The 22,024-nt window shown below is 73.3% G+C and carries 20 protein-coding genes; 15 read left to right on the top strand and 5 right to left on the bottom strand.

What is annotated here, in order from left to right:
- Positions 1–39: 39 nt before the first annotated feature.
- The 7 genes from ASF89_RS12865 (at position 40) to ASF89_RS12895 (ending at position 3,784) form a co-directional block, all read left to right on the top strand.
- Positions 40–480: an Asp23/Gls24 family envelope stress response protein gene (locus tag ASF89_RS12865; RefSeq protein ID WP_055795375.1), complete on the top strand. Its 441-nt coding sequence runs from the start codon at positions 40–42 to the stop codon at positions 478–480.
- On the top strand, positions 477–665 hold the full coding sequence (locus ASF89_RS12870; RefSeq protein WP_055795377.1) for a DUF2273 domain-containing protein: 189 nt from the start codon (positions 477–479) through the stop codon (positions 663–665). Before ASF89_RS12865 ends, ASF89_RS12870 begins: the two co-directional genes overlap by 4 nt.
- Positions 662–1,015, top strand: a complete 354-nt coding sequence (locus tag ASF89_RS12875) for a hypothetical protein (protein WP_055795379.1) — start codon at positions 662–664, stop codon at positions 1,013–1,015. Before ASF89_RS12870 ends, ASF89_RS12875 begins: the two co-directional genes overlap by 4 nt.
- Complete coding sequence (locus ASF89_RS12880; RefSeq protein ID WP_055795381.1) at positions 1,012–1,590, top strand: DUF6286 domain-containing protein; 579 nt, start codon at positions 1,012–1,014, stop codon at positions 1,588–1,590. Before ASF89_RS12875 ends, ASF89_RS12880 begins: the two co-directional genes overlap by 4 nt.
- Positions 1,587–2,192: a hypothetical protein gene (locus tag ASF89_RS12885; protein WP_055795383.1), complete on the top strand. Its 606-nt coding sequence runs from the start codon at positions 1,587–1,589 to the stop codon at positions 2,190–2,192. Before ASF89_RS12880 ends, ASF89_RS12885 begins: the two co-directional genes overlap by 4 nt.
- A 144-nt stretch (positions 2,193–2,336) precedes the next feature.
- The gene (locus ASF89_RS12890) at positions 2,337–3,374 is read left to right on the top strand and encodes an Asp23/Gls24 family envelope stress response protein (protein WP_055815450.1); all 1,038 of its coding nucleotides are present in this window, start codon (positions 2,337–2,339) and stop codon (positions 3,372–3,374) included.
- On the top strand, positions 3,374–3,784 hold the full coding sequence (locus ASF89_RS12895) for a hypothetical protein (protein ID WP_055815453.1): 411 nt from the start codon (positions 3,374–3,376) through the stop codon (positions 3,782–3,784). The genes ASF89_RS12890 and ASF89_RS12895 overlap by 1 nt, the downstream gene beginning before the upstream one ends.
- Here ASF89_RS12895 and ASF89_RS12900 read toward each other — a convergent pair.
- Both ASF89_RS12900 and ASF89_RS12905 read right to left on the bottom strand, forming a co-directional pair.
- Positions 3,763–5,583, bottom strand: a complete 1,821-nt coding sequence (locus ASF89_RS12900; RefSeq protein WP_055815456.1) for a hypothetical protein — start codon at positions 5,581–5,583, stop codon at positions 3,763–3,765. The two genes, ASF89_RS12895 and ASF89_RS12900, sit on opposite strands and share 22 nt — an antisense overlap.
- A 7-nt stretch (positions 5,584–5,590) precedes the next feature.
- Positions 5,591–6,364 (bottom strand): SDR family NAD(P)-dependent oxidoreductase, encoded by a 774-nt coding sequence (locus ASF89_RS12905; protein ID WP_055795392.1) that lies wholly within the window; start codon positions 6,362–6,364, stop codon positions 5,591–5,593.
- A 103-nt stretch (positions 6,365–6,467) separates the two neighbouring features.
- On the opposite strand from ASF89_RS12905, the gene ASF89_RS12910 reads away from it, so the two are divergent.
- The 5 genes from ASF89_RS12910 to ASF89_RS12930 all read left to right on the top strand — a co-directional run bounded on the left by ASF89_RS12910 (position 6,468) and on the right by ASF89_RS12930 (position 12,563).
- Positions 6,468–7,172, top strand: coding sequence for an NADPH-dependent F420 reductase (locus tag ASF89_RS12910; protein ID WP_055795395.1), 705 nt, complete (start codon positions 6,468–6,470; stop codon positions 7,170–7,172).
- A 114-nt stretch (positions 7,173–7,286) separates the two neighbouring features.
- Positions 7,287–8,486 (top strand): Fic family protein, encoded by a 1,200-nt coding sequence (locus ASF89_RS12915; protein ID WP_055815459.1) that lies wholly within the window; start codon positions 7,287–7,289, stop codon positions 8,484–8,486.
- A gap of 151 nt (positions 8,487–8,637) precedes the next feature.
- Positions 8,638–9,426, top strand: coding sequence for a DeoR/GlpR family DNA-binding transcription regulator (locus ASF89_RS12920; protein ID WP_055795398.1), 789 nt, complete (start codon positions 8,638–8,640; stop codon positions 9,424–9,426).
- A 29-nt stretch (positions 9,427–9,455) separates the two neighbouring features.
- Positions 9,456–10,424, top strand: coding sequence for a 1-phosphofructokinase family hexose kinase (locus ASF89_RS12925; RefSeq protein WP_055815462.1), 969 nt, complete (start codon positions 9,456–9,458; stop codon positions 10,422–10,424).
- Between the two features lie 33 nt (positions 10,425–10,457).
- Positions 10,458–12,563, top strand: coding sequence for a fructose-specific PTS transporter subunit EIIC (locus tag ASF89_RS12930; protein ID WP_055815465.1), 2,106 nt, complete (start codon positions 10,458–10,460; stop codon positions 12,561–12,563).
- Positions 12,564–12,656: 93 nt separating this feature from the next.
- Here the strand turns inward: ASF89_RS12930 and ASF89_RS12935 are convergent, their stop codons facing one another.
- Entirely contained in the window at positions 12,657–13,955 is a 1,299-nt protein-coding gene (locus tag ASF89_RS12935; protein ID WP_055795405.1) for an NAD(P)/FAD-dependent oxidoreductase, read from the bottom strand.
- 169 nt (positions 13,956–14,124) lie between these two features.
- Here ASF89_RS12935 and ASF89_RS12940 point away from each other — a divergent pair, with 169 nt between their 5' ends.
- Entirely contained in the window at positions 14,125–14,769 is a 645-nt protein-coding gene (locus ASF89_RS12940) for a TetR/AcrR family transcriptional regulator (RefSeq protein WP_055795407.1), read from the top strand.
- A 143-nt stretch (positions 14,770–14,912) separates the two neighbouring features.
- On the top strand, positions 14,913–17,507 hold the full coding sequence (locus ASF89_RS12945; RefSeq protein WP_055795409.1) for an MMPL family transporter: 2,595 nt from the start codon (positions 14,913–14,915) through the stop codon (positions 17,505–17,507).
- 83 nt (positions 17,508–17,590) lie between these two features.
- Here ASF89_RS12945 and hutH read toward each other — a convergent pair whose 3' ends face one another.
- Together hutH and ASF89_RS12955 are read right to left on the bottom strand one after the other, a co-directional pair.
- Complete coding sequence (gene hutH / locus ASF89_RS12950; RefSeq protein ID WP_055815583.1) at positions 17,591–19,177, bottom strand: histidine ammonia-lyase; 1,587 nt, start codon at positions 19,175–19,177, stop codon at positions 17,591–17,593.
- A gap of 57 nt (positions 19,178–19,234) precedes the next feature.
- Positions 19,235–20,182, bottom strand: a complete 948-nt coding sequence (locus tag ASF89_RS12955) for a nucleoside hydrolase (RefSeq protein ID WP_055815468.1) — start codon at positions 20,180–20,182, stop codon at positions 19,235–19,237.
- Between the two features lie 124 nt (positions 20,183–20,306).
- Here ASF89_RS12955 and ASF89_RS12960 point away from each other — a divergent pair, with 124 nt between their 5' ends.
- Positions 20,307–21,764 carry an FGGY-family carbohydrate kinase gene (locus ASF89_RS12960; protein WP_235484126.1) on the top strand — a complete coding sequence of 486 codons (1,458 nt, stop codon included), beginning with the start codon at positions 20,307–20,309 and terminating at the stop codon, positions 21,762–21,764.
- Positions 21,765–22,024 lie beyond the last annotated feature (260 nt).

Here is a 22,024-nt window from a genome sequence, read left to right on the forward strand (position 1 = left end):
CCAGCAGGCCCCGCGACATCGACATCAAGGAGCAGTCCCATGAGCACCGTCACTCCCGCCACCACCGGCTCCGCCGCCGCGAAGACCTCGGGCGCCTCGACCGCCGGCAAGAACACGATCGCCGACGGCGTCGTCTCGAAGGTCGCCGGCATCGCCGCCCGCGAGGTCCGTGGAGTCCACGACCTCGGCAACGGCGCGGCCCGTGCCATCGGCGCGATCCGCAACGCGATCAACCAGCAGGACCGCAGCCAGGGCGTCTCCGTCGAGGTCGGCGAGAAGCAGGTCGCGGCCGACATCGTGATCGTCGCCGAGTACCCGGTCGAGCTCCAGCGCGTCGCCGACGAGGTCCGCAAGTCGGTCTCCGAGGCCATCTCGCAGGTCGTCGGCATGGAGGTCGCCGAGATCAACGTCACCGTCTCCGACGTGTACATCCCCTCGGACGACAACGACGACGACGCCGACGACAGCCGCGTCCAGTGACCGCCACGACCACCGGCATGCTCGTCGGCGCGGTCCTCGCGCTGACCGCAGTGGCCTTCGGGTTCTGGGCCTTCATCTTCGTCGCGATCGCCATGGCCGTCGGCTTCGGCGTCGGACGTGTCGTCGAGGGCAAGCTCGACGTCCGTGGTCTCGCGGACGCCCTCCGCGGGCGGCGGTCGTCGTGACCGCGGCGGTGACGGCCGACCAGACCCTCCACGGCCGGAACAAGATCACGTCGCGTGCCGTCCGCCGGGTCGTGTCGGCCGTCACCGCGGAGGCCCTCGAGGTCACCGCGTCCGACGTGTCGGTCGAACTGGCCGACCGTGACGGCGCGCTCAGCGTGATCGCCAAGACCCCCATCCGGATCACTCCGCTGGGGCTCCCCACCCGTTCGTCGGGCACCCTGCTCGAGCGCCTCACCTCGGCGCAGAGCACCATCCGCGACCGCGTCCTGCAGTTGACCGGATCGTCCATCGACCGCGTCGACCTCCAGATCACCGGCGCCGAACTCCGTGAGAGGAAGCGGGTCTCATGAGCAGCAGCTCGCTCTACCGGCGCATCGTGCGCCGCGAGACGCATTCGTCGCGGGCCGTCATCGCGATCACCCTCGCGGTGATCCTGATCGTCGTGCTCGCCTGGATCGGCACGGAGTCCGTGCTCGCCGCCATCGGTCAGCAGCCCCTGCTCGTGGCGCCGGCCGACGCCGCCGGTGCGGTCCTCGACGCCGCCGGAGCGGCCGTGGGAGTGCTCACGGCCATCGGCGCCGTGGTGGCCCTGATCGGTCTCGTCCTCATCATCGTGTCGCTCGCCCCCGGGCGCCGCGGTCGCCGTGCCGGAGGGATCGGACGCACCGCGGCCGTCGTCGACGACCGGGTCATCGCCCGTTCGCTCGCCCGCACGGCCAGCTACGCCGGCGACGTCGACCCCTCGCAGGTCAGCGTCAGCGTCGGCAAGCGGAAGGCCCTCATCGAGGTGACCCGCACCTCCGGTCGCAACACCGACGTGCGCAGCATCGACGAGGCCGTCCGCGACGAGCTCGACGCGTACGACTTCAGCCCGGCGCTCAAGCACACCGTGCGCCTGTCCAAGAAAGGAACGGTCGGAGCATGAACAACACCAATCGCGCCCTGAACCGCCTCCTCGTCTTCGTGATCGGCCTCGTGCTGCTCGCCGGCGGCGCCGCCGTCGCCGTCGGGGCCCTCTGGCCCGACGTCCGCGACACCGTCTCGGGCGCCGCATCCGACGCCTCCGGTCCCGTCTCGGACGCCCTCTCGGGCGACCAGGTGTGGATCCTCTGGGTCGTCGCCGCAGCCTCGCTGGTGCTCATCCTGCTGCTCGTCTGGTTCGCGTTCCGTCAGGGGCACGGTCAGACCGGCGAGCTGCTGACGGTGGACGAGGGATCGTCGCGGAACGAGCCCACCGGTGGCCGTCTCGTCATCGACGCCAAGGTCGCCGAGCAGGTCCTCGAGGAGGCGCTGGCCGACACGGCGGGCATCGTCTCGATCGACGTCACGGCGTTCCGGGTGAAGGGCGAGAACGTCCTCCGCATCACGGCGAACGCCCGCAAGGGCGCCTCGCCCGTCGAGATCCGTCGCAGCATCGACCAGGCGGTCTCCCGCTGGGATGCGCTGCTCGGCACCGAGACGCCCGTGGTCGTCCAGATCAACGGCGGGCTCCGCACGCAGATGGCCTCCGCCACCCGCCTCGACTGAGCCGGTCCCGACCGGATGCCCGGTCGCCGCAGCATCCGCACCACCGGTGATGGCCCTCGACCTCCCCCCGAGGACGAGGGCCATCACCGTCTCCCGACCCGCACGACACCGCGTCACCCCGCATCACGATGAAAGGACGGCCTCATGACCGAGTCCACCCACCACGTCACCCCCATCGACCTCGACTCGGCCGGTCCGTCCGCCCCGGAGACGCCGGAGCAGCGCCTCGAGCGCACCATCGCCGTCACCGTCCTCGGCGTGACGGGCGTGCACCGCCTGGGCAGCGGGGCGGCCCGCGTCGTCGGCGCCGTCCGAACCGCTCTCGGCTCGGCGGACTCCGCCGGCGTGACGGTCGCCACGACCGACACCGGGCTGAAGGTCGACGTCTCGGTCGTCGCCGAGTACCCGACCAACGTCACCGAGCTGGCCGACACCATCCGCACGCAGGTGCGGCACGCCGTCGGCCAGCTCGAGGGCGAGCCGGTCACCATCGACGTCGTCGTGACCGACGTGCACGGCCCGTTCGACGAGGCCGACGCCGCCAAGGCCGCCGCCGACTCCGAGAAGGCGGAGGAGCGCAAGCGCGCCATCGCCGAGAAGAAGGCCCAGGCGAAGGAGGCCGCCGCGGCGGTCGGGGCCGAGGCCACCGAGACGGCCGACCGCGCGAGGACCGGCGCCGCCGACGCGTTCGACGACGCCAAGGACGCCGCAGCCGGTGCTCTCGACGTCGCCAAGGGCAAGGCGGCCGACGCCCTCGACGGCATCGCGGACGCGGTCGACTCCCGCGGCGCCGAGCGCACCCCGGGCGCCGACACCGCAGCCGCGCGCACGGCCGACACCGCCGACGACGCCGTCGAGCGCACGGACGACCCGGCCGCCGAGACCACGACGGCCACCGTCGCACCCTCGGCCGCGCAGGCCGCCGCGGACGCCGCTCAGGCCGCCGCTGACGCGGCTCAGGCCGCCGCCGACGCGGCCGAGGCGGCCGCTGCGGCCGCCGACGACACCGCCGACTCCGCGTCGGCGGACGGCCCCTCCGCGACGGACCGCGTCGACGACTGGTTCGCCACGGACGACGACGCGGACGACGAGGCCACCGCAGCCCGTGAGGCGGCGGACTCCGCCGCGGCCGACCGGGCCGACGCAGCCGCCGCCCCCGACGCGGACGGCCGGGACCGCTGATGCTCGGCCGTCGATCGGCCGGGGCGCGACGGGCCCGCCCGCGGGCCGTCTGGGCCGCGCTGATCACGTCGACGATCGTCTGCCTCGTGATCGTGGTGGGTGTGCTCATCCCCGTGCTGACCCTCATCGGGGCGGCCGACGGCGGCACCGCCGGCGCGCTCGACGTCCCCGTCGGCGGGATCGTCGCCGCGATCGCGATCGGCTACATCCTCGCGCTCGTGCTCCTGGCGCTCATCGTCACGGTCCGCAACGGGCCGCTGGCCTGGGTCCTCGGCGTGGCGGCCGTCGTGTCGACGCTCCTCGTGTCGCTGTGGCCGCTCGTCGCGGTGGCGATCGCCGGCGTCGACCAGGTGCAGGACGTCGTCCCGTTCATCCAGGATCTCGTCCGTCAGTACGTCCCCGGGGCCTGACCCGCGCCTCCTCGGTCGATGACGGAGCCCCAGGCCGGCACGACGACCCGGCGGTCCGCGCCCTCGTCGCCGTCCGGCCCGGCGACGCGGAGGCTCACCTCCGACGACGTGAGGTTCGCCGCGATCAGCCGGAGACCGGCCGCGGTGGCGACACCGGCCAGGCGGACGCCCTCGGGCAGGGCGTCCGTCGGCTCGTGCACCGCCCCTCCCGAGAGCCGTGACAGCGCCTCGACGACCTCGGCGGCCGGCGTCGCCGCGCCCGTCCCGTCACGCAGGCCCCGCGGCCCGAGGGATTCGAAGAACGACAGGCTCGCGACCCCCGGCACGGCCAGGGCCACCGCGCTCGCGACCACCCACGCGGCCGTCGCCGTCGACCCCTGACGGTGGTCGACGGTCTCGGGCCCGCCGCGCCCCGACGATCCGGACGTCGCCACGGCGTTGAACCGCGGACGCAGCGTGATCGGCCCGACGTGCACCCGTCCGCTCGGCGCCATCGCGACGGCCTGTCGGGCGACCAGTCGCTGCATCGCGACGGACTCCCCGATCTGGAACACGTCGGTCGCGTGCATCTGCGGCGTGATGCTGAAGGTCCACGAGTCCAACCCGTCGGGCAGCCCCGTCCGACCGCGGTTGAGTTCGGTGAAGTGCGAGCGCGCCCCGCCGACCCGCTCGGGGTCGAGACCGGCCGCGACGAGTCCGTCGCCGAGGAGGCGCGCGGCCGTCGGTGTCGTCACCTGCGTCACCGAGTCGAAGACCCCCGCACGCACCACCCGGCACCCGGCCAGGGCCGCCGTCACGGCTCCGATCGCCGTCCCGTCGCCGGGTGCGACGACGATGCGGACGTCGAGGGCGACGGGCCCGGCCTCCGACACGGCGCGGGCGAGGTCGGCCCGCCACGCGGGCTCGGTCGTGTCGACCTCGACGAGGAGGGTCGGACCGGGCGGAGGCGCGGCGGACGTCCCGACGGCGCCCGCGGAGGTCCCCACCTCGGGGAGCACCGCACCCGTGGGCGCCAGGCGGATCGACGACGTGCGGGCCGGGGGAGCGGGTGAGGCGACGGAGCGTCGGGAGACCCGGAGCGTCAGGGTCTGCCGCACCGCGCCTCCCTCGGGGATCTCGAAGGGGAACGGCCGGCTCAGCGGACGGCTGTAGGTCTTGAAGGAGGCGTCGGTCCAGTTGCGCTGGTCCTCCATCTCGAAGACGTCGCCGTCGACGGTCAGGTCGACGTCGAGAGCGTCGACGGCCCACGCCAGGGCGCGGATGTCGCGCGCGGGCTGATGCGGGGCGACGTCGACGGGGAACGCCGTCGACGTCGTCCCGCCGCCGGGGTGACGCACGACGAGCGCGGCGCCGGCGGACGACGGCGGGTGCAGCACGACGAGACCGACCCGGTTGGCCCGGCAGGCGCGGGTCGCGGTCGCGGAGAAGGCGACCGTCAGGGCGTCGGCATCCGTGGCGGTGCCGTCACGGGTCGTCATCTCGAGGCCGCCGACGAGCGCGACGCCGCGGCCGCTGAGCCGCAGGTCGATCCGGGCGGCGCCGTCCGGTCCGTCGAGACGCAGCCCCGTGCGCCGGGCGTCGGCCGTGCCCCAGTCCGCGTCGCGCGCCACGGCACGGACCCCGCGCAGCACCACCACGCCCTCGAAGCGGATGTGGGCCAGCTCATCGCCGCGCAGCTCGATCGCCCACGGGCCGGATCGCAGCTCGACGGGCGCCGGGGTCGACTCGCGCCAGGCGGCGTCGTCGACGCGGTGGTCGTCGAGACGTCCGCGCAGGGTCTCGTCGCGCCAGTCGGTCACGACGCGGTCACAGCGCCGTCATGCCGCCGTCGACGGCGAAGAGGCTGCCCGTCGCGAACGCGGCGTCGTCGCTCGCCAGGAACACCATGATCCCCTCCACGTCGGCGGGGGTGCCCGCACGACCCAGCGGGATGCGACCGACGATGCCGGCCCGTGCCTCCGGGTCATCGCTGATCGCCGTGACGAGCCCGGTCTCGGTGTAGCCCGGCACCACGGTGTTGACGCGGATGCCGCGATCGGCGTACGCCGCGGCGGCCGTCCGCGCGAGACCGTGGATGCCGGCCTTCGACGAGCTGTAGGCGGTGAACTCGGCGCCCTCGCCGGTGAGACCCGTGGGGCTGCCGGTGAGGATCAGGCTGCCGCCCTCGTGGTCGAGCATCGAACGGATCGCGTGCTTGACGGTGAGGAACGTGCCGGTCAGGTTCGTGTCGATGGTCCGACGCCAGACGTCGAGGTCGAGGTCGGCGGCCGGCGCATCCTGCCCGAAGAGCTGGATGCCGGCGTTGGCCACCACGACGTCGGGAGCCCACCCGTCCGCCGCGAGATCGGCGAAGGCGCGACCCACCGACTCCTCGTCGGTGATGTCCATGGTGATGCTGCGGGCGGCGCCGTCGCCCGCCGACGCGGCGGCGTCGTGAGCGGCGGTCTCGGCGCGCTCGCCGTCGCGGTCGGCGAAGACGACGCGCGCCCCCTCGGCCGCGAAGCGCCGGGCGACCGACTCCCCGATGCCGGTCGCGGCGCCCGTCACGAGCGCCGTCCTGCCTGTCAGTCGTCCGGTCATGGTCCGTCACCTCTCTGTACACGGTCGCGGTCAGTCTGCCGGAAACGGCGACGCGAGGTGAGGCGACCGGAATGACGCGTGCCGCACCGGGGTTGCACGACACATGACGTCACCCGCGACCATCGGAATCCTCGGCGCCGGCAAGGTCGGCACCGTGCTCGCCCGCCTCCTGCACGCCGCGGGGCACCCCGTGCTGCTCTCCGGCTCGGGCGACCCCGCCCGCATCGGCCTCATCGTCGACGTGATCGCGCCCGGCGCACGCGCCGTCTGGTCGGAGGAGGCGGCCCGCGAGGCCGACATCGTCGTGCTCGCCCTGCCGCTCGGCAAGCTGGATTCCGTGCCCGTCGCCGCCCTCGACGGCAAGATCGTCGTCGACGCCATGAACTACTGGTGGGAGACCGACGGCATCCGCGACGATCTCGCCGACGTCCGCCGGTCGACGAGCGAGCTCGTCCAGGGTCACCTGCCGGGCTCGATCGTCGTCAAGGGCTTCAACCACATGGGGTATCACGACCTCGACGAGGGCGCGCTGCCGGCGGGCGACCCCGAGCGCAAGGCCATCGCCCTGGCGGCGGACGACGAGGCGGCGCTCGCGCGGGTGGCCGCCCTCGTCGACGCCATCGGCTTCGACCCGGTCGCCCTGCCCAGCCTCGCCGACGGCATCTCCCTCGAGCCGGGTTCCCTCGCCTTCGGAGCCAACGTCGGCGCCGCCGAGCTCGTCGAGACCGCCCGCTCCTTCTGGTCGTCGCAGCGCGGCCTCGCCGTGGGCCGCGCCCGAGCCCGGGACGCGGCGACCGAGCCCGCCTGACCCGCGCCTCCCACCCGGCGACCGAGCCCGCACGCCGGGGCGACCTGCGTGCGAGCGTGTCGGCGACGAGTCCTTAGCCATGGTTACGACCATGACCATGGGTAAGGTGGGGTCATGGTCGAGGTCCGGGTGTCGTCGTGGCCCGAGGTGCGATTCGAGTCGCGCCCGGGGGAGTCCGACGATGACGCGCCCGCTTCGCGTCGAGCGCGTCTGCGCAGCCGCGGCCCGTACGAGGCCGCGGTGACGCCCGCGATCTCGGCGACCGCGCCCCCGCAGCTGTCCGCCGATCTCATCGTCGATGCGGAGGACGCGGTCGCCGAGCTGTCGCGGTTCGATGCCGAGGTCGGTGCGTTCGCGGCCCCCTTCGCATCGATCCTCCTGCGGAGCGAGAGCGCCTCGAGCTCGGAGATCGAGAACCTCACGGCGATGCCGCGAGGGATCGCGCTGGCCGCACTCGGCCGCAGGTCCGGTGCGAACGCCCGCCTGGTCGTCGCGAACGTGCATGCGATGGAGGCGGCGCTGACCCTGGCCGACGATCTCGACGAGGCCGCCGTGATCGGCATGCACGCCGCCCTGCTGATCGAGGATCAGCCCCATCTCACGGGTTCCTGGCGCGATCAGCAGGTCTGGATCGGCGGAACGGGTCGCAGCCCGCACACGGCGGACTTCGTCCCCCCGCACGCCGACCGCGTCCCCGCCGCCATGACCGATCTCGTCGCGTTCGCCGGGCGGACCGATCTCCCCGCGCTGGTCCACGTCGCGCTGACGCACGCGCAGTTCGAGACGATCCATCCCTTCCCCGACGGCAACGGGCGCACGGGGCGCGCGATCGTGCACTCGATGCTGCGACGGCTGCGGATCACGCGTCAGGTCACCGTGCCCGTCTCGGCGGGGCTCCTCCGCGACACCGCGGGGTACTTCGCGGCCCTCGGCGCCTATCGGCGGGGTGACGTCGAGCCCATCGTCCGCGCCTTCGTCGACGCGACGATGTCGGCCGTCGTCAACGGTCGTGCTCTCGTCTCGGACCTCACGACGATCCGTCTCGACTGGGACGACGTGACGAGTGCGCGGCAGGGCTCGGTCGGCCGGCGCATGCTCGGTCTCCTGCAACGTCAACCCGTGGTCGACGTGCCCTCGGTCGCCCGCGAGCTCGGGGTCGCGACGAACAACGCCCGGGCCGGCATCGAGCGTCTCGTCGGCGACGGGATCCTCCAGCCGATCGGCGACGCCCGTCGGGGTCGGCTGTACGAGGCGCCCGACGTGCTCGTCGCGCTCGACGCGTTCGCCGTCCGGGCGAAGAGGGGGCTGCCCTGAGCGCCCGCTCGGATTCCCGTCCAGCCGCCGCCTGGGCGATTCTGCGTATTTCTTCGTTCATCTTGTTTTCTGTGGGTTCCGCGACGTAGAGTCTCGTCAACGCGACGGGAGCCCCGTCGAGGCAGCACGCAGACGACGAAGAGGTCACCGGATGTACGCGACGGAACGCTACGAGTCGATCGCCGACGATCTGCGCACCGTCGGCCGCGTCTCGGTCGCCGATCTCGCCGCCCGGTTCGACGTCACCCCCGAGACCGTCCGTCGCGATCTCGATCAGCTCGAGCAGTCGGGTCTGCTCCAGCGCGTCCACGGCGGGGCGGTCGCCGCGGGGCGCTCCAGCATCCGCGAGCTCAGCCTCAGCGAGCGCGAGGGGCAGCACTCGCCCGAGAAGACCGCCGTCGCCGCCGCGGCCGCCCGGCTCGTCCCGGCGACGTTCACGGGTTCGATCGCCATCGACGCCGGCACGACGACGGCCGCCGTCGCCGCCCGGCTCGCCGCGTGGGTCCCGGCCGAGCCCGGAACCGTGCTCACCGTCATCACCAACGCGGTGCCGATCGCCGCGCTGCTGCAGCACAGCCCGCACATCGACCTGCATCTGCTGGGCGGCCGCGTCCGCGGGCTGACCAGTGCGGCCGTGGGCACGACGACCGTCGACCAGATCCAGGCCCTGCGCCCCGACATCGTCTTCGTCGGGGCGAACGGGGTCAGCGCCGGCTTCGGCCTCTCGACCCCCGACGAGTTCGAAGGAGCCGTCAAGGCCGCCTACGTGCGGGCCGGGCGCCGCGTCGTCGCCGTGGTCGACCGCACCAAGCACGGCGAGGAGGCGCTGGTCCGGTTCGCGCGCCTCCCCGAGATCGACACCGTGGTCACCGACGCGGCCCCCGCGCCCGACCTCGCCGACGCGCTCGCCGGGGCCGACGTCGAGGTGATCGTCGCATGACCACCGCACCCTCCGAGAGAGCAGCACGCATGATCCTCACCGTCACCGCCAACCCCTCGCTCGACCGCACCATCGAGCTCTCGGCGCCTCTGCAGCGCGGGGGAGTGCAGCGCTCCGCCGGCACGACCGACGAGCCGGGCGGCAAGGGCGTGAACGTCTCGCGCGCCCTCGCCGCGTCGGGCGCCGAGACCGTCGCCGTGCTGCCCGGCGCCCTCGACGACCCCGTGCTGGTCGCCCTGCGCGAGCGCGGCGTGCCCACGGTCAACCTGCCGATCGCCGCGCGACTCCGCTCGAACGTCACGGTCACCGAACCCGGCGGCACGACGACCAAGATCAACGAGCTCGGCCCCGACCTCAGCGAGCACGCCGACGAGCTGACGGCCCTGATCGTCCAGCACGCGGCCCTCGCGTCGTGGCTCGTGCTGGCCGGGTCGCTGCCGCCCGGTCTGCCGACGACCTGGCTCGCCGACGTCGTCGTCGCGGTCCGCGCGGCGCACGGCGACGACGCCCCGCGCATCGCGGTCGACTCGTCGGGCGAGCCGTTCGCGGCGCTCATCGCATCGGGAGTCGGCGTCGACCTCGTGAAGCCGAACGCCGACGAGCTCGCCGAGATCGTCGGCGGCGACCCCCTCGCGTACGAGGCCGACCCCGCCTCCGCCGTCGAGGGCGCCCGCAGGCTCCGCGCGCTCGGCGTCGAGACCGTGCTGCTGACCCTCGGCAGCGCCGGGGCCGTCCTCCTCGACGGCGAGGGCTCGTGGTTCGCCGCCGCCCCCGTCATCACCGCCCTGAGCACGGTGGGCGCCGGCGACTCGTCGCTGTCCGGCTACCTGCTCGCCGAGACGGCCGGCGCCCCCGCGTCCGCCCGCCTCGCCCAGGCCGTCGCGTCGGGAGCCGCCGCGGCGGCCCTGCCCGGCAGCATCGTCCCCTCCCTCGACCAGACCTTCCCTGACGACATCGACGTCGTCCCGGTGGCCCCCGCGGCCGTCGGGCACCTCTGAGCAGCGTCGCCCACACCCAAGGAGCAGAACACCATGTCATCCCTCATCAGCACCGACCTCGTCGGTCTCGACGAAGACCTGGGCGGTACGTCGACCGACGTCATCCGCGCCCTCGCCGCGCGCGTCGCGGCCTCGGGGCGCGCCGGCTCGGCCGACACGCTCGCCGACGACGCCATCAAGCGCGAGGCCTCCGTCGGCACGGGCGTGCCCGGCGGCATCGCGATCCCGCATGCGCGCTCGGCGTCCGTCACCGAGCCGACGCTCGCGTTCTCGCGTCTCGCCCGCACGGTGCCCTTCGGGGCTCCCGACGGCGACGCCGACATCGTCTTCATGATCGCCGTGCCCGAGGGCGCCGACAGCGACCACATGACGGTGCTCTCGACGCTCGCCCGTGCGCTCATCCGCGACGACTTCACCGCGGCCCTCCGCGCGGCGAAGACCCCGGCCGACATCGTGAAGCTCGTCGACGACGAGGTCAGCGGCGAGGTCGCCGAGACGCGCGGCGCGACCGGGACGTCCGCGAGCGGCGCGACCAGCGCCTCCTCGGCCGCCGGAGCCGCCGGAGCCGCCGGAGCCGCCGGAGCCGCCGGAGCCGCCGGCGCCCGCCGCCCGAAGCTGGTCGGCGTCACCGCCTGCCCCACCGGCATCGCCCACACCTTCATGGCCGCCGACGCGCTGGTCGCCGCGGCGAAGCGCCTCGGCGCCGACCTGCAGATCGAGACGCAGGGTTCGGCGAAGGTCACCCCGCTCGACCCGGCGGTCATCGCCGAGGCCGACGCCGTCATCTTCGCCGTCGACGTCGACGTGCGCGACCAGTCGCGGTTCGCCGGCAAGCCCGTCGTCCGCGGGCCGGTCAAGCGCGGCGTCGACGCGCCCGACGCCATGGTGCGAGAGGCCCTGGCGGCCGCCACCGACCCGGACGCCGCGCGCGTCGCGGGCTCGGCGACGGCGGGCGAGGCCTCGGCCCAGGGCAAGCAGAGCTTCGGCTCGTCGCTGAAGCGCTGGCTGCTGACCGGCGTCTCGTACATGATCCCGTTCGTCGCCGGCGGCGGTCTGCTGCTCGCCCTCGGGTTCCTGCTGTCGGGTTACGAGATCGCCGGCAACGCCGCGACCGTCCTGACCGACTACTCGCTGACGAACCTGCCGCCCGAGGGGCTGCAGTACTTCCTCGGAGCCGCGGCGTTCCAGATCGGCAACCTGTCGATGGGCTTCCTGGTGGCCGCCCTGGCCGGGTACATCGCCTACGCGATCGCCGACCGACCCGGCATCGCCCCCGGCTTCGTCGCCGGTGCCGTCGCCGTCTTCATGGGCGCCGGCTTCATCGGCGGTCTGGTCGGCGGTCTGCTCGCCGGATTCGCCGCCTACTGGATCGGCCGGCCCACCGTGCCGCGCTGGCTCCGCGGTCTCATGCCCGTGGTGATCATCCCGCTGCTGGCGTCGATCTTCGCGTCCGGCCTGCTCGTCCTCGTGCTCGGCGGCCCCATCGCCGCGCTGACGGTCGCGCTGACCGACTTCCTCAACGGTCTGAGCGGCGGTGGGGCCATCGTGCTCGGCATCATCCTCGGTCTGATGATGTGCATCGACCTCGGCGGACCGGTCAACAAGGTCGCCTACTCGTTCGCCGTCGCCGGGCTCTCGGCCGGGTCGATCGGCGACAACCCCGCTCCGCTGATGATCATGGCCGCGGTCATGGGCGCCGGCATGGTGCCCCCGCTCGCCATGGCGCTCGCCTCGACCGTGCTTTACCGCAAGGGCTTCACGCAGGTCGAGCGGTCGAACGGCGCGGCGGCCTGGCTGCTGGGCGCCTCGTTCATCTCCGAGGGCGCGATCCCGTTCGCCGCGGCGGACCCGCTGCGCGTCATCCCGGCCAGCATGGTGGGAGGCGCGGTGACCGGAGCTATCTCGATGGCCGCCGGAGTCACGTCGCAGGCCCCGCACGGTGGTTTCTTCGTCTTCTTCGCCATCGGCAACCTCGGCATGTGGGCTCTCGCGATCGTCGCGGGCACCGTGGTGAGCGCGTTCACGCTCGTGCTGCTCAAGCGCTTCGTCCGCCGCGGCACCCCCGCCGAGGTCGACGCCTCGACCGAGGCCGCCGAGGCCGGCTCGGTCGTCGGCCAGCGCAGCCCCGTGGTCGCGTAGGCCCCGCCGCCGCAAACCCGCCACGACGTCGACACCCCGCCACCGGATCCGGTGGCGGGGTGTCGATCGTGTGGCGGGGAGGCCGAGGAGGCGCTACTCGGTCTTCTCCGTCTGCCACTTCTCGGGCGCACGGTCGCCGTTCGGGCGCACCGGGCGCACGTCGCCCACGATCGGGATGGCCCGCTTCCGCAGGGCCCAGAGGTAGCGCACGAAGAAGTGCGTGAGGGTCGACAGGCGGTTGCCGTTGCCCAGCAGGCTCGTGATGTGCACGAAGACCCACAGCAGCCAGGCGACCGGGCCGGTCATGGTGAAGCCGTTCGGCAGCTGCACGACGGCGGCGTTCGTCCCGACCGTCGCCATGGTGCCCTTGTCGTGGTATTTGAAGCGCTCGAGCCGCTTGCCGGCGAACAGGCGCTGGATCTGCTCGCCGATGTGCTCGCCGCCCTGGATCGCCGGCTGGGCCAGCTGGGCGAGGGCGTCGTCGGTGGCGGCGATGTCGCCTGCGGCGAAGATGCGGTCGAGGCCCTTGACGGTGAGATCGTCGTTGACCTGGATCCGCCCGCCGTGGGTCTGGGGCACGCCCCAGCCGGCGACCTCGGCGTGCGCGGCGACCCCGGTGGCCCAGACGACCAGCTCGGCGGGGATGAACTCGCCGTCGGCGGCGACGACGCCGTCGGGCCGGACCTCCTCGACGCCCGTGTCGAGACGCAGGTCGACGCCGCGCTTGCGCAGCACCTTGGCGGCGTAGCGACGCAGGCGCGGGGCGAACGGCTTGAGCAGCTCCCCGCTGCGGTGCACGAGGGTGATCGTGATGCTCGAGGCGTCGATCTCGGGGTAGGCGTCCTTCAGGGCCTGATCGCGCAGCTCGGCCAGCGACCCGGCCATCTCGACGCCCGTCGCGCCTCCGCCGACGATGACGACCCGCACCTCACCGCTGCCCTGCGACGCCGCGGCGTTCTCGAGCTGCGTGAAGAGCTCGTCGCGGATGCGGAGCGCCTGCGATCGCGAGTACATCGAGTACGCGTACTCGTAGGCGCCCTTGGTGCCGAAGTAGCTGGTGTTGACGCCGTTGGCGAGCACGAGGGCGTCGTAGGCGATCTCCTCGCCGTCGCGCAGCGTGATGATGCGCTCGTCGGCGCGGACGGTCGTGAGCAGCCCGTGACGGAACTCGGCGTTCGACTGCTTCGAGCGGAGGCTCCGCAGGAAGTACGTGACGTCGCCGGCGTTGAGACCGCCGGTCGCCACCTGGTACATGAGCGGCTGGAACATGTTGTAGACGTGCCGGTCGATGAGGGTGATCCGGACGTCGGCCTTGCGCAGGGCCCGCATGGCGGCGATGCCGGCGAACCCTCCGCCGACGATGACGACGTGCTTGCGGTGGTCTTCGCTCATGCTGAGCTCCTGCGGGTGTCGATGGCGTGCGGATCCCCATCGACCCTTGATCTCACGGCCCTGGTGCGGCCAGGCGCGAGCTTACTCGCCTCGGCGCGCCTCCGAAGTCCCAGGCTTTCCCCAGGGCCGGGCCGTGCACCGAGTGCGTCGGTGCACTTAGTGTAGGCACGTGACCGTCAAGCCCCTCGCGTTCGATCGCCGTGCCGCCCTCAAAGCGAAGCACCGGCTCGCGATCGTCGACGCCGCCGACGCGCTCATCGGCGAACGGGGCGCCCCGCGATTCAGCGTCGACGAGCTCGCCGAGCGGGCCGACGTCTCGCGCCGCACCGTCTTCAACCACTTCGCCTCCCTCGACGAGGTCGTCATGACGGCCTGCACCCGCGTGCTGACGGGCGCCGTCGACGAGTTCCGGGCCGCGACGGCGGCGACGCCCGTCGGCGACGGCTCGCCGGCCTCGATGTTCTCCGAGATCACCGCCGCCATGCGCGGCATCGACCTGCCCGCCGTGATCGCCTACCTCTGGACGGTGCTCGGCGACGACGGCACCGACCCGCGCTCGCACCACCTCATCCAGGACGTCTTCACCCGCACGACCGAGGAGCTCTCCGCCGAGCTCGCCGTCCGCGGAAGCGACGCCGACGGCCTCGAGGCGGAGATCCTGGTCAGCTCGATGATGAACGGCATCGCCGTGATCTCGCACCGCTGGATCACCGCCACCGGCGCCTCCCTCGACCCCGCGTCGCGCAGCCGGTGGGACGCCCTCCTCGACCGACTCGTCTCGACCGTCCGCCGCGGGTACGCACCCGCCGACTGACCACGCCGACCGACCACCCCGACCGACCGCCCCCGGCCGCCGCCCGCGACGGCCGACCCGCACCTCCTTCCCGACGACGCGACGCGAGGCTCCACCCCACCACCGCAGCACAACCCGCATCACCCTCTGGAGGATCCCGCACCATGGCATCTCTGCTCTATCGACTCGGTCGGTTCGCCGCCCGTCGGGCCTGGACGGTCGTCGTCGCCTGGCTCGTCGTCCTCGGCCTCGCCGGCGGTGCGTTCGCGCTGTTCGGCGGCACGCTGACGAGCGCCGTCAGCATCCCCGGCACCGCCACGCAGGAGGTCAGCGACGAGCTGGCCGACAAGTTCCCGCAGGCCAGCGGCGGAACCGGCACGGTGGTGTTCACCACGACCGACGACGCCCCCTTCACCGATGCTCAGAAGACCGCCGTCGGCGATCTGCTGACCGACGCGGAGGCGCTCGACGACGTCAAGGGCAGCACGAACCCGTTCGAGACGCAGCAGCAGCTGGCCGACCAGCAGACGCAGATCGACGACGGTCGTCAGCAGATCACCGACGGCACCGCGCAGCTCGAGGCGGGCCAGTCGCAGATCGACGCCGCGCAGGATCAGCTCACCGCCGGTCAGCAGCAGCTCGACGCCGCACGCGCCCAGGCCGAGGCCGCGGGTCAGCTCGCCGCCGCGCAGCCGCAGCTCGACGCGCAGCAGGCTCAGATCGACGCCGGCCAGAAGCAGATCGACGACCAGCAGGCGACCCTCGACGCCAGCCGCACCGAGCTCGAGACGCAGAGCACCACCCTTGAGGACGGTGCGGCCCTCCTGGCCCTCGCCGAGGACATCCGTCAGGTCTCGACCGACGAGACGACCGCCGTCGCGACCATCCAGTTCGACGAGGCGCTGAACCTCGTCCCGGCCGAGTCGAAGGAGGCCGTCGTCGCCGAGATGAACGAGGCCGACATCGACGGCGTCCGCGCCGAGGTGTCGAACGACATCGCCGCCTCCATCCCCGAGATCCTCGGCCCGGGCGAGGTGGCGGGCGTCGTCATCGCCGCCATCGTGCTGCTCGTCATGCTCGGCACCCTCATCGGCGCCGGTCTGCCGCTGATCAACGCCCTCATCGGCGTCGGCGTCGGCGTGCTCGCGTCGCTCGCGCTCTCGGGCACGGTCGAGATGCTCTCGGTCACCCCCGTGCTGGGCGTGATGCTGGGCCTCGCGGTCGGCATCGACTACTCGCTGTTCATCCTCAACCGGCACCGGACGCAGCTGCGCGACGGCACCCCGCTGCACGACTCGATCGGGCTCGCGAACGGCACGTCGGGCAACGCGGTCGTGTTCGCCGGCTCGACGGTGCTCATCGCGCTGCTCGCCCTGAACCTGACGGGCATCCCGTTCCTCGGCCTGATGGGCACGGTCGGCGCGGTCTGCGTCCTGGCCGCGATCCTCATCGCGATCACGCTGACGCCGGCGCTGCTCTCGATCGTCGGCCTGCGCATCCTGCCCAAGAAGGTCCGAGCCCGCGTCGGCCACACCGGCCCGGTGCGCGTGCCGAGCAAGCCCATGAAGACCAGCCGTGCCGTCCTCACCCTGATCGGCGGCGTCATCGTGCTGCTGATCGTGGCGATCCCCGCCCTGTCGATGCGCCTCGGTCTGCCCGCCGGCTCGTCCGAGCCCGTCGACTCGAGCGCTTACAAGGCGTACACGCTCGTCGCCGACAAGTTCGGCGCCGGGGTCAACGGCCCCCTGCTCGTCGTCGCCGACCTCGACGAGGCCGTGTCCGACGACGATCTCGTCGCCGAGCAGGTCCGAGTCGGCACGAAGCTCAAAGACCAGGACGACGTGGTCGCCGTCGCGCCCATCGGCGCCTCCGACGACGACACCCTGCTGGCCTTCCAGGTCGTGCCCGACGGCGGTCCCACCGACGAGTCGACCGAGCAGCTCGTCCGCGACCTGCGCGGTCTCGAGCTCGACGGGGTGTCCGAGTTCGGCGTCGCCGGCAACGCGTCCGGCAACATCGACGTCAGCGAGAAGCTGTCCGCCGCCCTGCCGCTCTATCTGCTCGTCGTCGTCGGACTCTCACTGATCATCCTGATCTTCGTGTTCCGGTCGATCCTCGTGCCCATCACGGCCACCATCGGGTTCGTCCTCTCGCTGTTCGCCGCGTTCGGCGGGGTCACCGCGGTGTTCCAGTGGGGCTGGCTCGCGCCGGTCTTCGGCGTGCACGACCCGGGCCCGATCCTGAGCTTCCTGCCCATCCTGATGGTCGGGGTCCTCTTCGGGCTCGCGATGGACTACCAGCTGTTCCTCGTCAGCGGCATGCGCGAGTCGTACGCCCACGGCACGCCGGCCCGTCTCGCCGTGCAGCGCGGCGTGCACGCCGGTCGCACCGTGGTCACGGCCGCGGCGCTGATCATGACCGCCGTGTTCTCGGGCTTCGTGTTCTCGAACTCGGTGATGATCCAGTCCATCGGGCTCGGCCTGGCCCTGGGAGTGCTGATCGACGCGTTCATCGTGCGTCTGCTGCTCATCCCCGCGGTCATGCACCTGCTGGGCGACGCGGCATGGTGGATCCCGAAGTGGCTCGACCGCATCCTGCCCGACGTCGACGTCGAGGGGGCCTCGCTCGAGCGGACGCACCCCGGCAGCACGACCGAGGGCACCGAGACGGAGCACGCGACGCACGTGATCGAGGGCGCCGAGCCCGACGCCGCGCCGCACGTCCCCGGCTCGGACGGCCCGCCCGCACACCGGGCGTAGCGGAACCGAGGAGGCGCGGTGCGGGGAGATCCCGCACCGCGCCTCCTGCGTATCCCGAACCCCCGCGGCGGCCAGGCGACGCGTCAGTGCAGCGGCCCCACGGCCGACTCGGCCGCCGCCCGCACCGCGCCGGACGCGACCGCGGCGTGCGCGACGTCGATCTCGGGCGCGAGCCACCGATCGGGCCCGGGCCCGCCGACCCCCGGCCGCAGCGCGTCGACGACGGCCCGCGCCGGCGCCCCCATCTCGAGCGGGGCGCGCAGCTCGAGGGCGCGAGCCGCGGTCAGCACCTCGATGCCGACGACGCGGGCGAGCCCGTCGACCGCGGTCCGCAGCTTGCGGGCGGCCGACCAGCCCATCGAGACGTGGTCCTCCTGCATGGCCGACGACGGGATCGAGTCCACCGAGGCCGGAACGGCCAGCCTCTTCAGCGTCGACACGATCCCGGCCGACGTGTACTGGGCGATCATCAGTCCGCTGTCGACGCCCGCGTCGTGCGCCAGGAACGCGGGCAGGCCGTGGTTGCGGTGCGGATCGAGGAGGCGGTCGGTGCGTCGTTCGGACATGCTCGCCACGTCCGCGACGACGATCGCCAGGAAGTCGAGCACGTAGGCGACCGGCGCCCCGTGGAAGTTGCCGTTCGACTGCACGCGACCGTCGACGGTGACCACGGGGTTGTCGACGGCCGAGGCCAGCTCGCAGTCGGCCACGAGACGGGCGTGATCGACGGTGTCGCGCGCACCCCCGTGGACCTGCGGGGCGCAGCGGAGCGAGTAGGCGTCCTGCACGACGGTGTGTCCCGGGTGGGCGTGGCTGGCGACGATCGGCGACCCGGCCAGCAGGCGGCGCAGGTTCGCGGCCGAGTCCTGCTGACCGGCCTGCGGGCGGAGCGCGTGCAGATCGGCGGCGAACACGGCGTCGGTGCCGAGCAGCGCCTCGATCGACATCGCCGCCGAGACGTCGGCCGTCGCGAGCAGCAGCTCGAGGTCGGCGAGGGCGAGCGTCAGCATGCCGAGCATCCCGTCGGTGCCGTTGATGAGCGCGAGCCCCTCCTTCTCGGCGAGCACGACCGGTTCGAGACCCGCGGCGGCGAGGGCGTCGGCGGCCGGCATCGAGGCGCCCGACGCGTCGCGCACCTCGCCCTCGCCCATCAGGGCCAGCGCGCAGTGGGCGAGAGGGGCGAGGTCGCCCGAGCAGCCCAGCGAGCCGTACTCGGCGACGATCGGCGTGATGCCGGCGTTCAGCAGGTCGACGTAGCGCTCGACGGTGGTCGGCGCGATGCCGGTGCGTCCGGTCAGCAGGGTCGAGATCCGCAGCAGCATCAGGGCGCGCACGACCTCGCGTTCGACCTCCGGCCCCGAGCCGGCCGCATGCGACCGGACGAGGCTCCTCTGCAGCTGCGTGCGGCGGTCGGCGTCGATGAACGTCGTGGCGAGGGCGCCGAAGCCGGTGGAGATGCCGTAGTGCGGGCGGTCGTCGGTGGCGAGCGCCTCGATGACGGTGCGACTGGCGGCGACGGCGACCCGCGCCTCCTCGGCGATCTCGATGCGCGCGTCGTGCCGCGCGACCCGCACGACGTCGGCCGCGGACACGGGGCCGATGCCGATCACGACGGGCGCGGCCCCGGCGGACGGCGGAGTGGACGAGGAGGCGCGGGTCGAGTCGGTCATGACCACATCACACCGCGTCGACCCGGTGGGCCCCGGCGGACGCGCCGTGCCGACCCCCTATCGGAGGCGCGGCGTCCGTGCCCCGCGGAGGATCCGCTCCGCCGCGTCGCCGCCCACCTCGAGGACGGTCGTCGTGCTCGGCCCGGTGTCGGCCCGGGTCGTGCGGCCGCGTTCGGGCGAGTCGCTCGTGTCGACGGCGAGGGCGCCCCGGAGCGACTGCTCGATCACGACGTCGCCCAACGCGATCGCCGCCGCCAGAGGGTCGTGCAGCGGTGCCGCGCGGACGCCGAGCCCCGGCTCGTAGAAGTCGAAGTACGCCTCGAACATGGCCGACACCGCCGTCGCCAGCGCTCCGGCGTCGCGGGCGAGCTCGGCGGTGTCACGCGGCTCGAACCGGTGCCGCATCGTGACGTCGAGGGGCACCACGGTCGCCGAGCGCCACTCGGCGGCCAGCACGTGGGCCGCCGCCTGGGCGTCGTTGGCGATGTTGGCCTCGGCGTGGGGGGTGATGTTCCCGGGAACCGTCACCGCGCCTCCCATGAGGGTGATCCCGTCGACGCGCGAGGCCAGGTCGGGGATCACGTCGAGCGCCCGCGAGATCGTCGTCAGCGGGGCGATGGCGATGATGTGGAGGCGCTCGCCGAACCTCTCGACGAGATCGGCGAGCAGCTCGACGGCCGACTCGGCGACGAGTCGCGAATCGCTCTCGGGGAGCGGCACGCCGCCGACGCCGTCGGCCCCGTGGACGTGCGGCGCGCCGCCGTCGAAGGAGCCCCGTCTCGGGTGGTGCTCGCCGAGCGCCACGGGCACCGTCGCCCCGGCGAGACCGAGGAGGCGGAGGGTGTTCTCGGCCCCGACGGCGGCGGCGACGTTGCCGCTCGTGGCGCCGATGCCGACGAGGCGGTCGCCCGCGGTGCCGAGCAGGTAGGCGAGGGCGAGGGCGTCGTCGATGCCCGTGTCGCAGTCGAGGTAGAAGACGGTCTCGGGGGTCGCGGTGTCGGTCACCCGCCCACGCTAGCGGCCCCTGACGGCCGCGACGTGCGGCGGGTCCCCGGGGGCCCACCCGACACGGCAGGATGGTCGACATGCGCAGCGAGGCCCGAGGGCGTGACCACCGATGAGGGCGGTCGTGGGCATCGACGTGGGCACGTCGAGCACCAAGGCGGTGCTCGTCGCGCTCGACGGCCGGGTCGTCGCCCAGGCCGCCCGCGACCACCGGGTCGACCGACCGGGTCACGGCCTCGTCGAGATGGACGCCGACGTCTGGTGGGCCGAGTGCCGCGCGCTCGTGCCCGAGCTGCTCGCGGCCGCGCCCGACGCCGAGATCGTGTCGGTCGGCGTCAGCGGCATGGGCCCGTGCGTGCTGCTGACCGACGACGACGGCAGGCCCCTCCGGCCCGCCGTGCTCTACGGCGTCGACACTCGGGCGGCCGACCTGATCGACGACGTCACCGCCGAGCTGGGCGGCGCCGACGCGATGCGCCGGCGCACCGGCTCGGCCCTGAGCACGCAGGCCGCCGGGTTGAAGCTGACCTGGCTGGCGCGGCACGAGCCCGAGGTCTGGGCCCGCGCCTCCCGGTTCACCATGCCGTCGTCGCGCCTCGTCGAGCTGCTCACCGACGAGTACGTCCTCGACCACCACTCGGCCAGCCACTGCACGCCGCTGTACGACGTGCATCGACGCGAGTGGATCGACGAGTGGGTCGACCTGCTGGCCCCCGGTCTGCCGATGCCGCGCCTGGCCTGGCCCGGCGAGGAGGCGGGGCGGGTGACCGCCCGGGCGGCCGCCGCGACCGGGCTCCCCGTCGGGGTCCCCGTGACCGTCGGCACGATCGACGCCTTCGCGGAGGGCCTCAGCGTCGGGCTCGACGACCCGCGGCGCATGTTCGTGCAGTACGGGACGACGATGTTCATGCTCGTCCCGCTGACGGAGCCCCGTCCGGTTCCGGGGCTGTGGACGACCGTCGGCGACCGCCCGGGGCGCAGCAGCGCGGCCGGCGGCCTCGCGACCGCGGGGGCCATCACCGACTGGCTGCGACGACTGACCGGCGCCGCCTGGGAGGATCTGCTCGACGAGGCGGCCGAGTCGGGCGTCGGCGCCCGAGGGTTGCTCGTGCTGCCCTACTTCGCCGGCGAGCGCACGCCCCTCGGCGATCCGGAGGCGCGGGGCGTCATGGCGGGGCTGACCGTCGGTCACACGCGCGGGGACGTCTACCGCGCCGTGCTCGAGGCCACGGCCTTCGCCGTGCGCCATCACCTCGACGTGCTCGCCGAGGCGGGCGTCGTGGTCGACTCGATGATCGGCGCCGGGGGAGGGGTGCTCGCGCCGCTCTGGCCGCAGATCGTGAGCGACGTCTGCGGGCTGCCGCAGGTCATCCCGTCCGTCTCGGTCGGGGCCTCGTTCGGCTCGGCTCTGCTGGCCGCGGGTCTGGTCTCGTCGGTCGACGTCGAGGCGTGGAACCCGCCGGCGGTCGTGCTGCAGCCCGATCCGAGCACGCGCGAGGCGTACGACGCGGCCTACGCCGACTACCGGCGGCTCTACCCCGACACGGTCGAGGTCGTGCACCGGCTGGCCGCTCGCAGCTGACCCGCGCCTCCCGCGCCTCCCCGGTCTCCGACGCCGTCGCGGCCCGTCGCGGCGGGTCTCCGTCGCGGTCGGCGAGGCCCTCGTCGCGTCGCGGTCGGGGCCGTCGGAAAAAAGTTTCTGATCCCGATTTCGTCACAGCACTTGCGGAATTATTGTCGAGAACATAATTTCATCTCGTGCAGCCCGATCACTCGGGTCGCACCGGCAGCGACGACGATGCCCCCAGGTCCAGTCGTCGCTGCCTCCGACGAAAGACCGAT

The organism is Frigoribacterium sp. Leaf172 (assembly GCF_001424285.1).
Taxonomy (GTDB): Bacteria; Actinomycetota; Actinomycetes; order Actinomycetales; family Microbacteriaceae; genus Frigoribacterium.

Excerpts from the sequence above, each read along its gene's own strand:
- ASF89_RS12865 (WP_055795375.1), top strand. The coding sequence starts at position 40 with ATGAGCACCGTCACTCCCGCCACCACCGGCTCCGCCGCCGCGAAGACC.
- ASF89_RS12880 (WP_055795381.1), top strand. The coding sequence starts at position 1,012 with ATGAGCAGCAGCTCGCTCTACCGGCGCATCGTGCGCCGCGAGACGCAT.
- ASF89_RS12885 (WP_055795383.1), top strand. The coding sequence starts at position 1,587 with ATGAACAACACCAATCGCGCCCTGAACCGCCTCCTCGTCTTCGTGATC.
- ASF89_RS12890 (WP_055815450.1), top strand. The coding sequence starts at position 2,337 with ATGACCGAGTCCACCCACCACGTCACCCCCATCGACCTCGACTCGGCC.
- ASF89_RS12895 (WP_055815453.1), top strand. The coding sequence starts at position 3,374 with ATGCTCGGCCGTCGATCGGCCGGGGCGCGACGGGCCCGCCCGCGGGCC.
- ASF89_RS12905 (WP_055795392.1), bottom strand. The coding sequence starts at position 6,364 with ATGACCGGACGACTGACAGGCAGGACGGCGCTCGTGACGGGCGCCGCG.
- ASF89_RS12910 (WP_055795395.1), top strand. The coding sequence starts at position 6,468 with ATGACGTCACCCGCGACCATCGGAATCCTCGGCGCCGGCAAGGTCGGC.
- ASF89_RS12915 (WP_055815459.1), top strand. The coding sequence starts at position 7,287 with ATGGTCGAGGTCCGGGTGTCGTCGTGGCCCGAGGTGCGATTCGAGTCG.
- ASF89_RS12920 (WP_055795398.1), top strand. The coding sequence starts at position 8,638 with ATGTACGCGACGGAACGCTACGAGTCGATCGCCGACGATCTGCGCACC.
- ASF89_RS12925 (WP_055815462.1), top strand. The coding sequence starts at position 9,456 with ATGATCCTCACCGTCACCGCCAACCCCTCGCTCGACCGCACCATCGAG.
- ASF89_RS12930 (WP_055815465.1), top strand. The coding sequence starts at position 10,458 with ATGTCATCCCTCATCAGCACCGACCTCGTCGGTCTCGACGAAGACCTG.
- ASF89_RS12935 (WP_055795405.1), bottom strand. The coding sequence starts at position 13,955 with ATGAGCGAAGACCACCGCAAGCACGTCGTCATCGTCGGCGGAGGGTTC.
- ASF89_RS12945 (WP_055795409.1), top strand. The coding sequence starts at position 14,913 with ATGGCATCTCTGCTCTATCGACTCGGTCGGTTCGCCGCCCGTCGGGCC.
- hutH (WP_055815583.1), bottom strand. The coding sequence starts at position 19,177 with ATGACCGACTCGACCCGCGCCTCCTCGTCCACTCCGCCGTCCGCCGGG.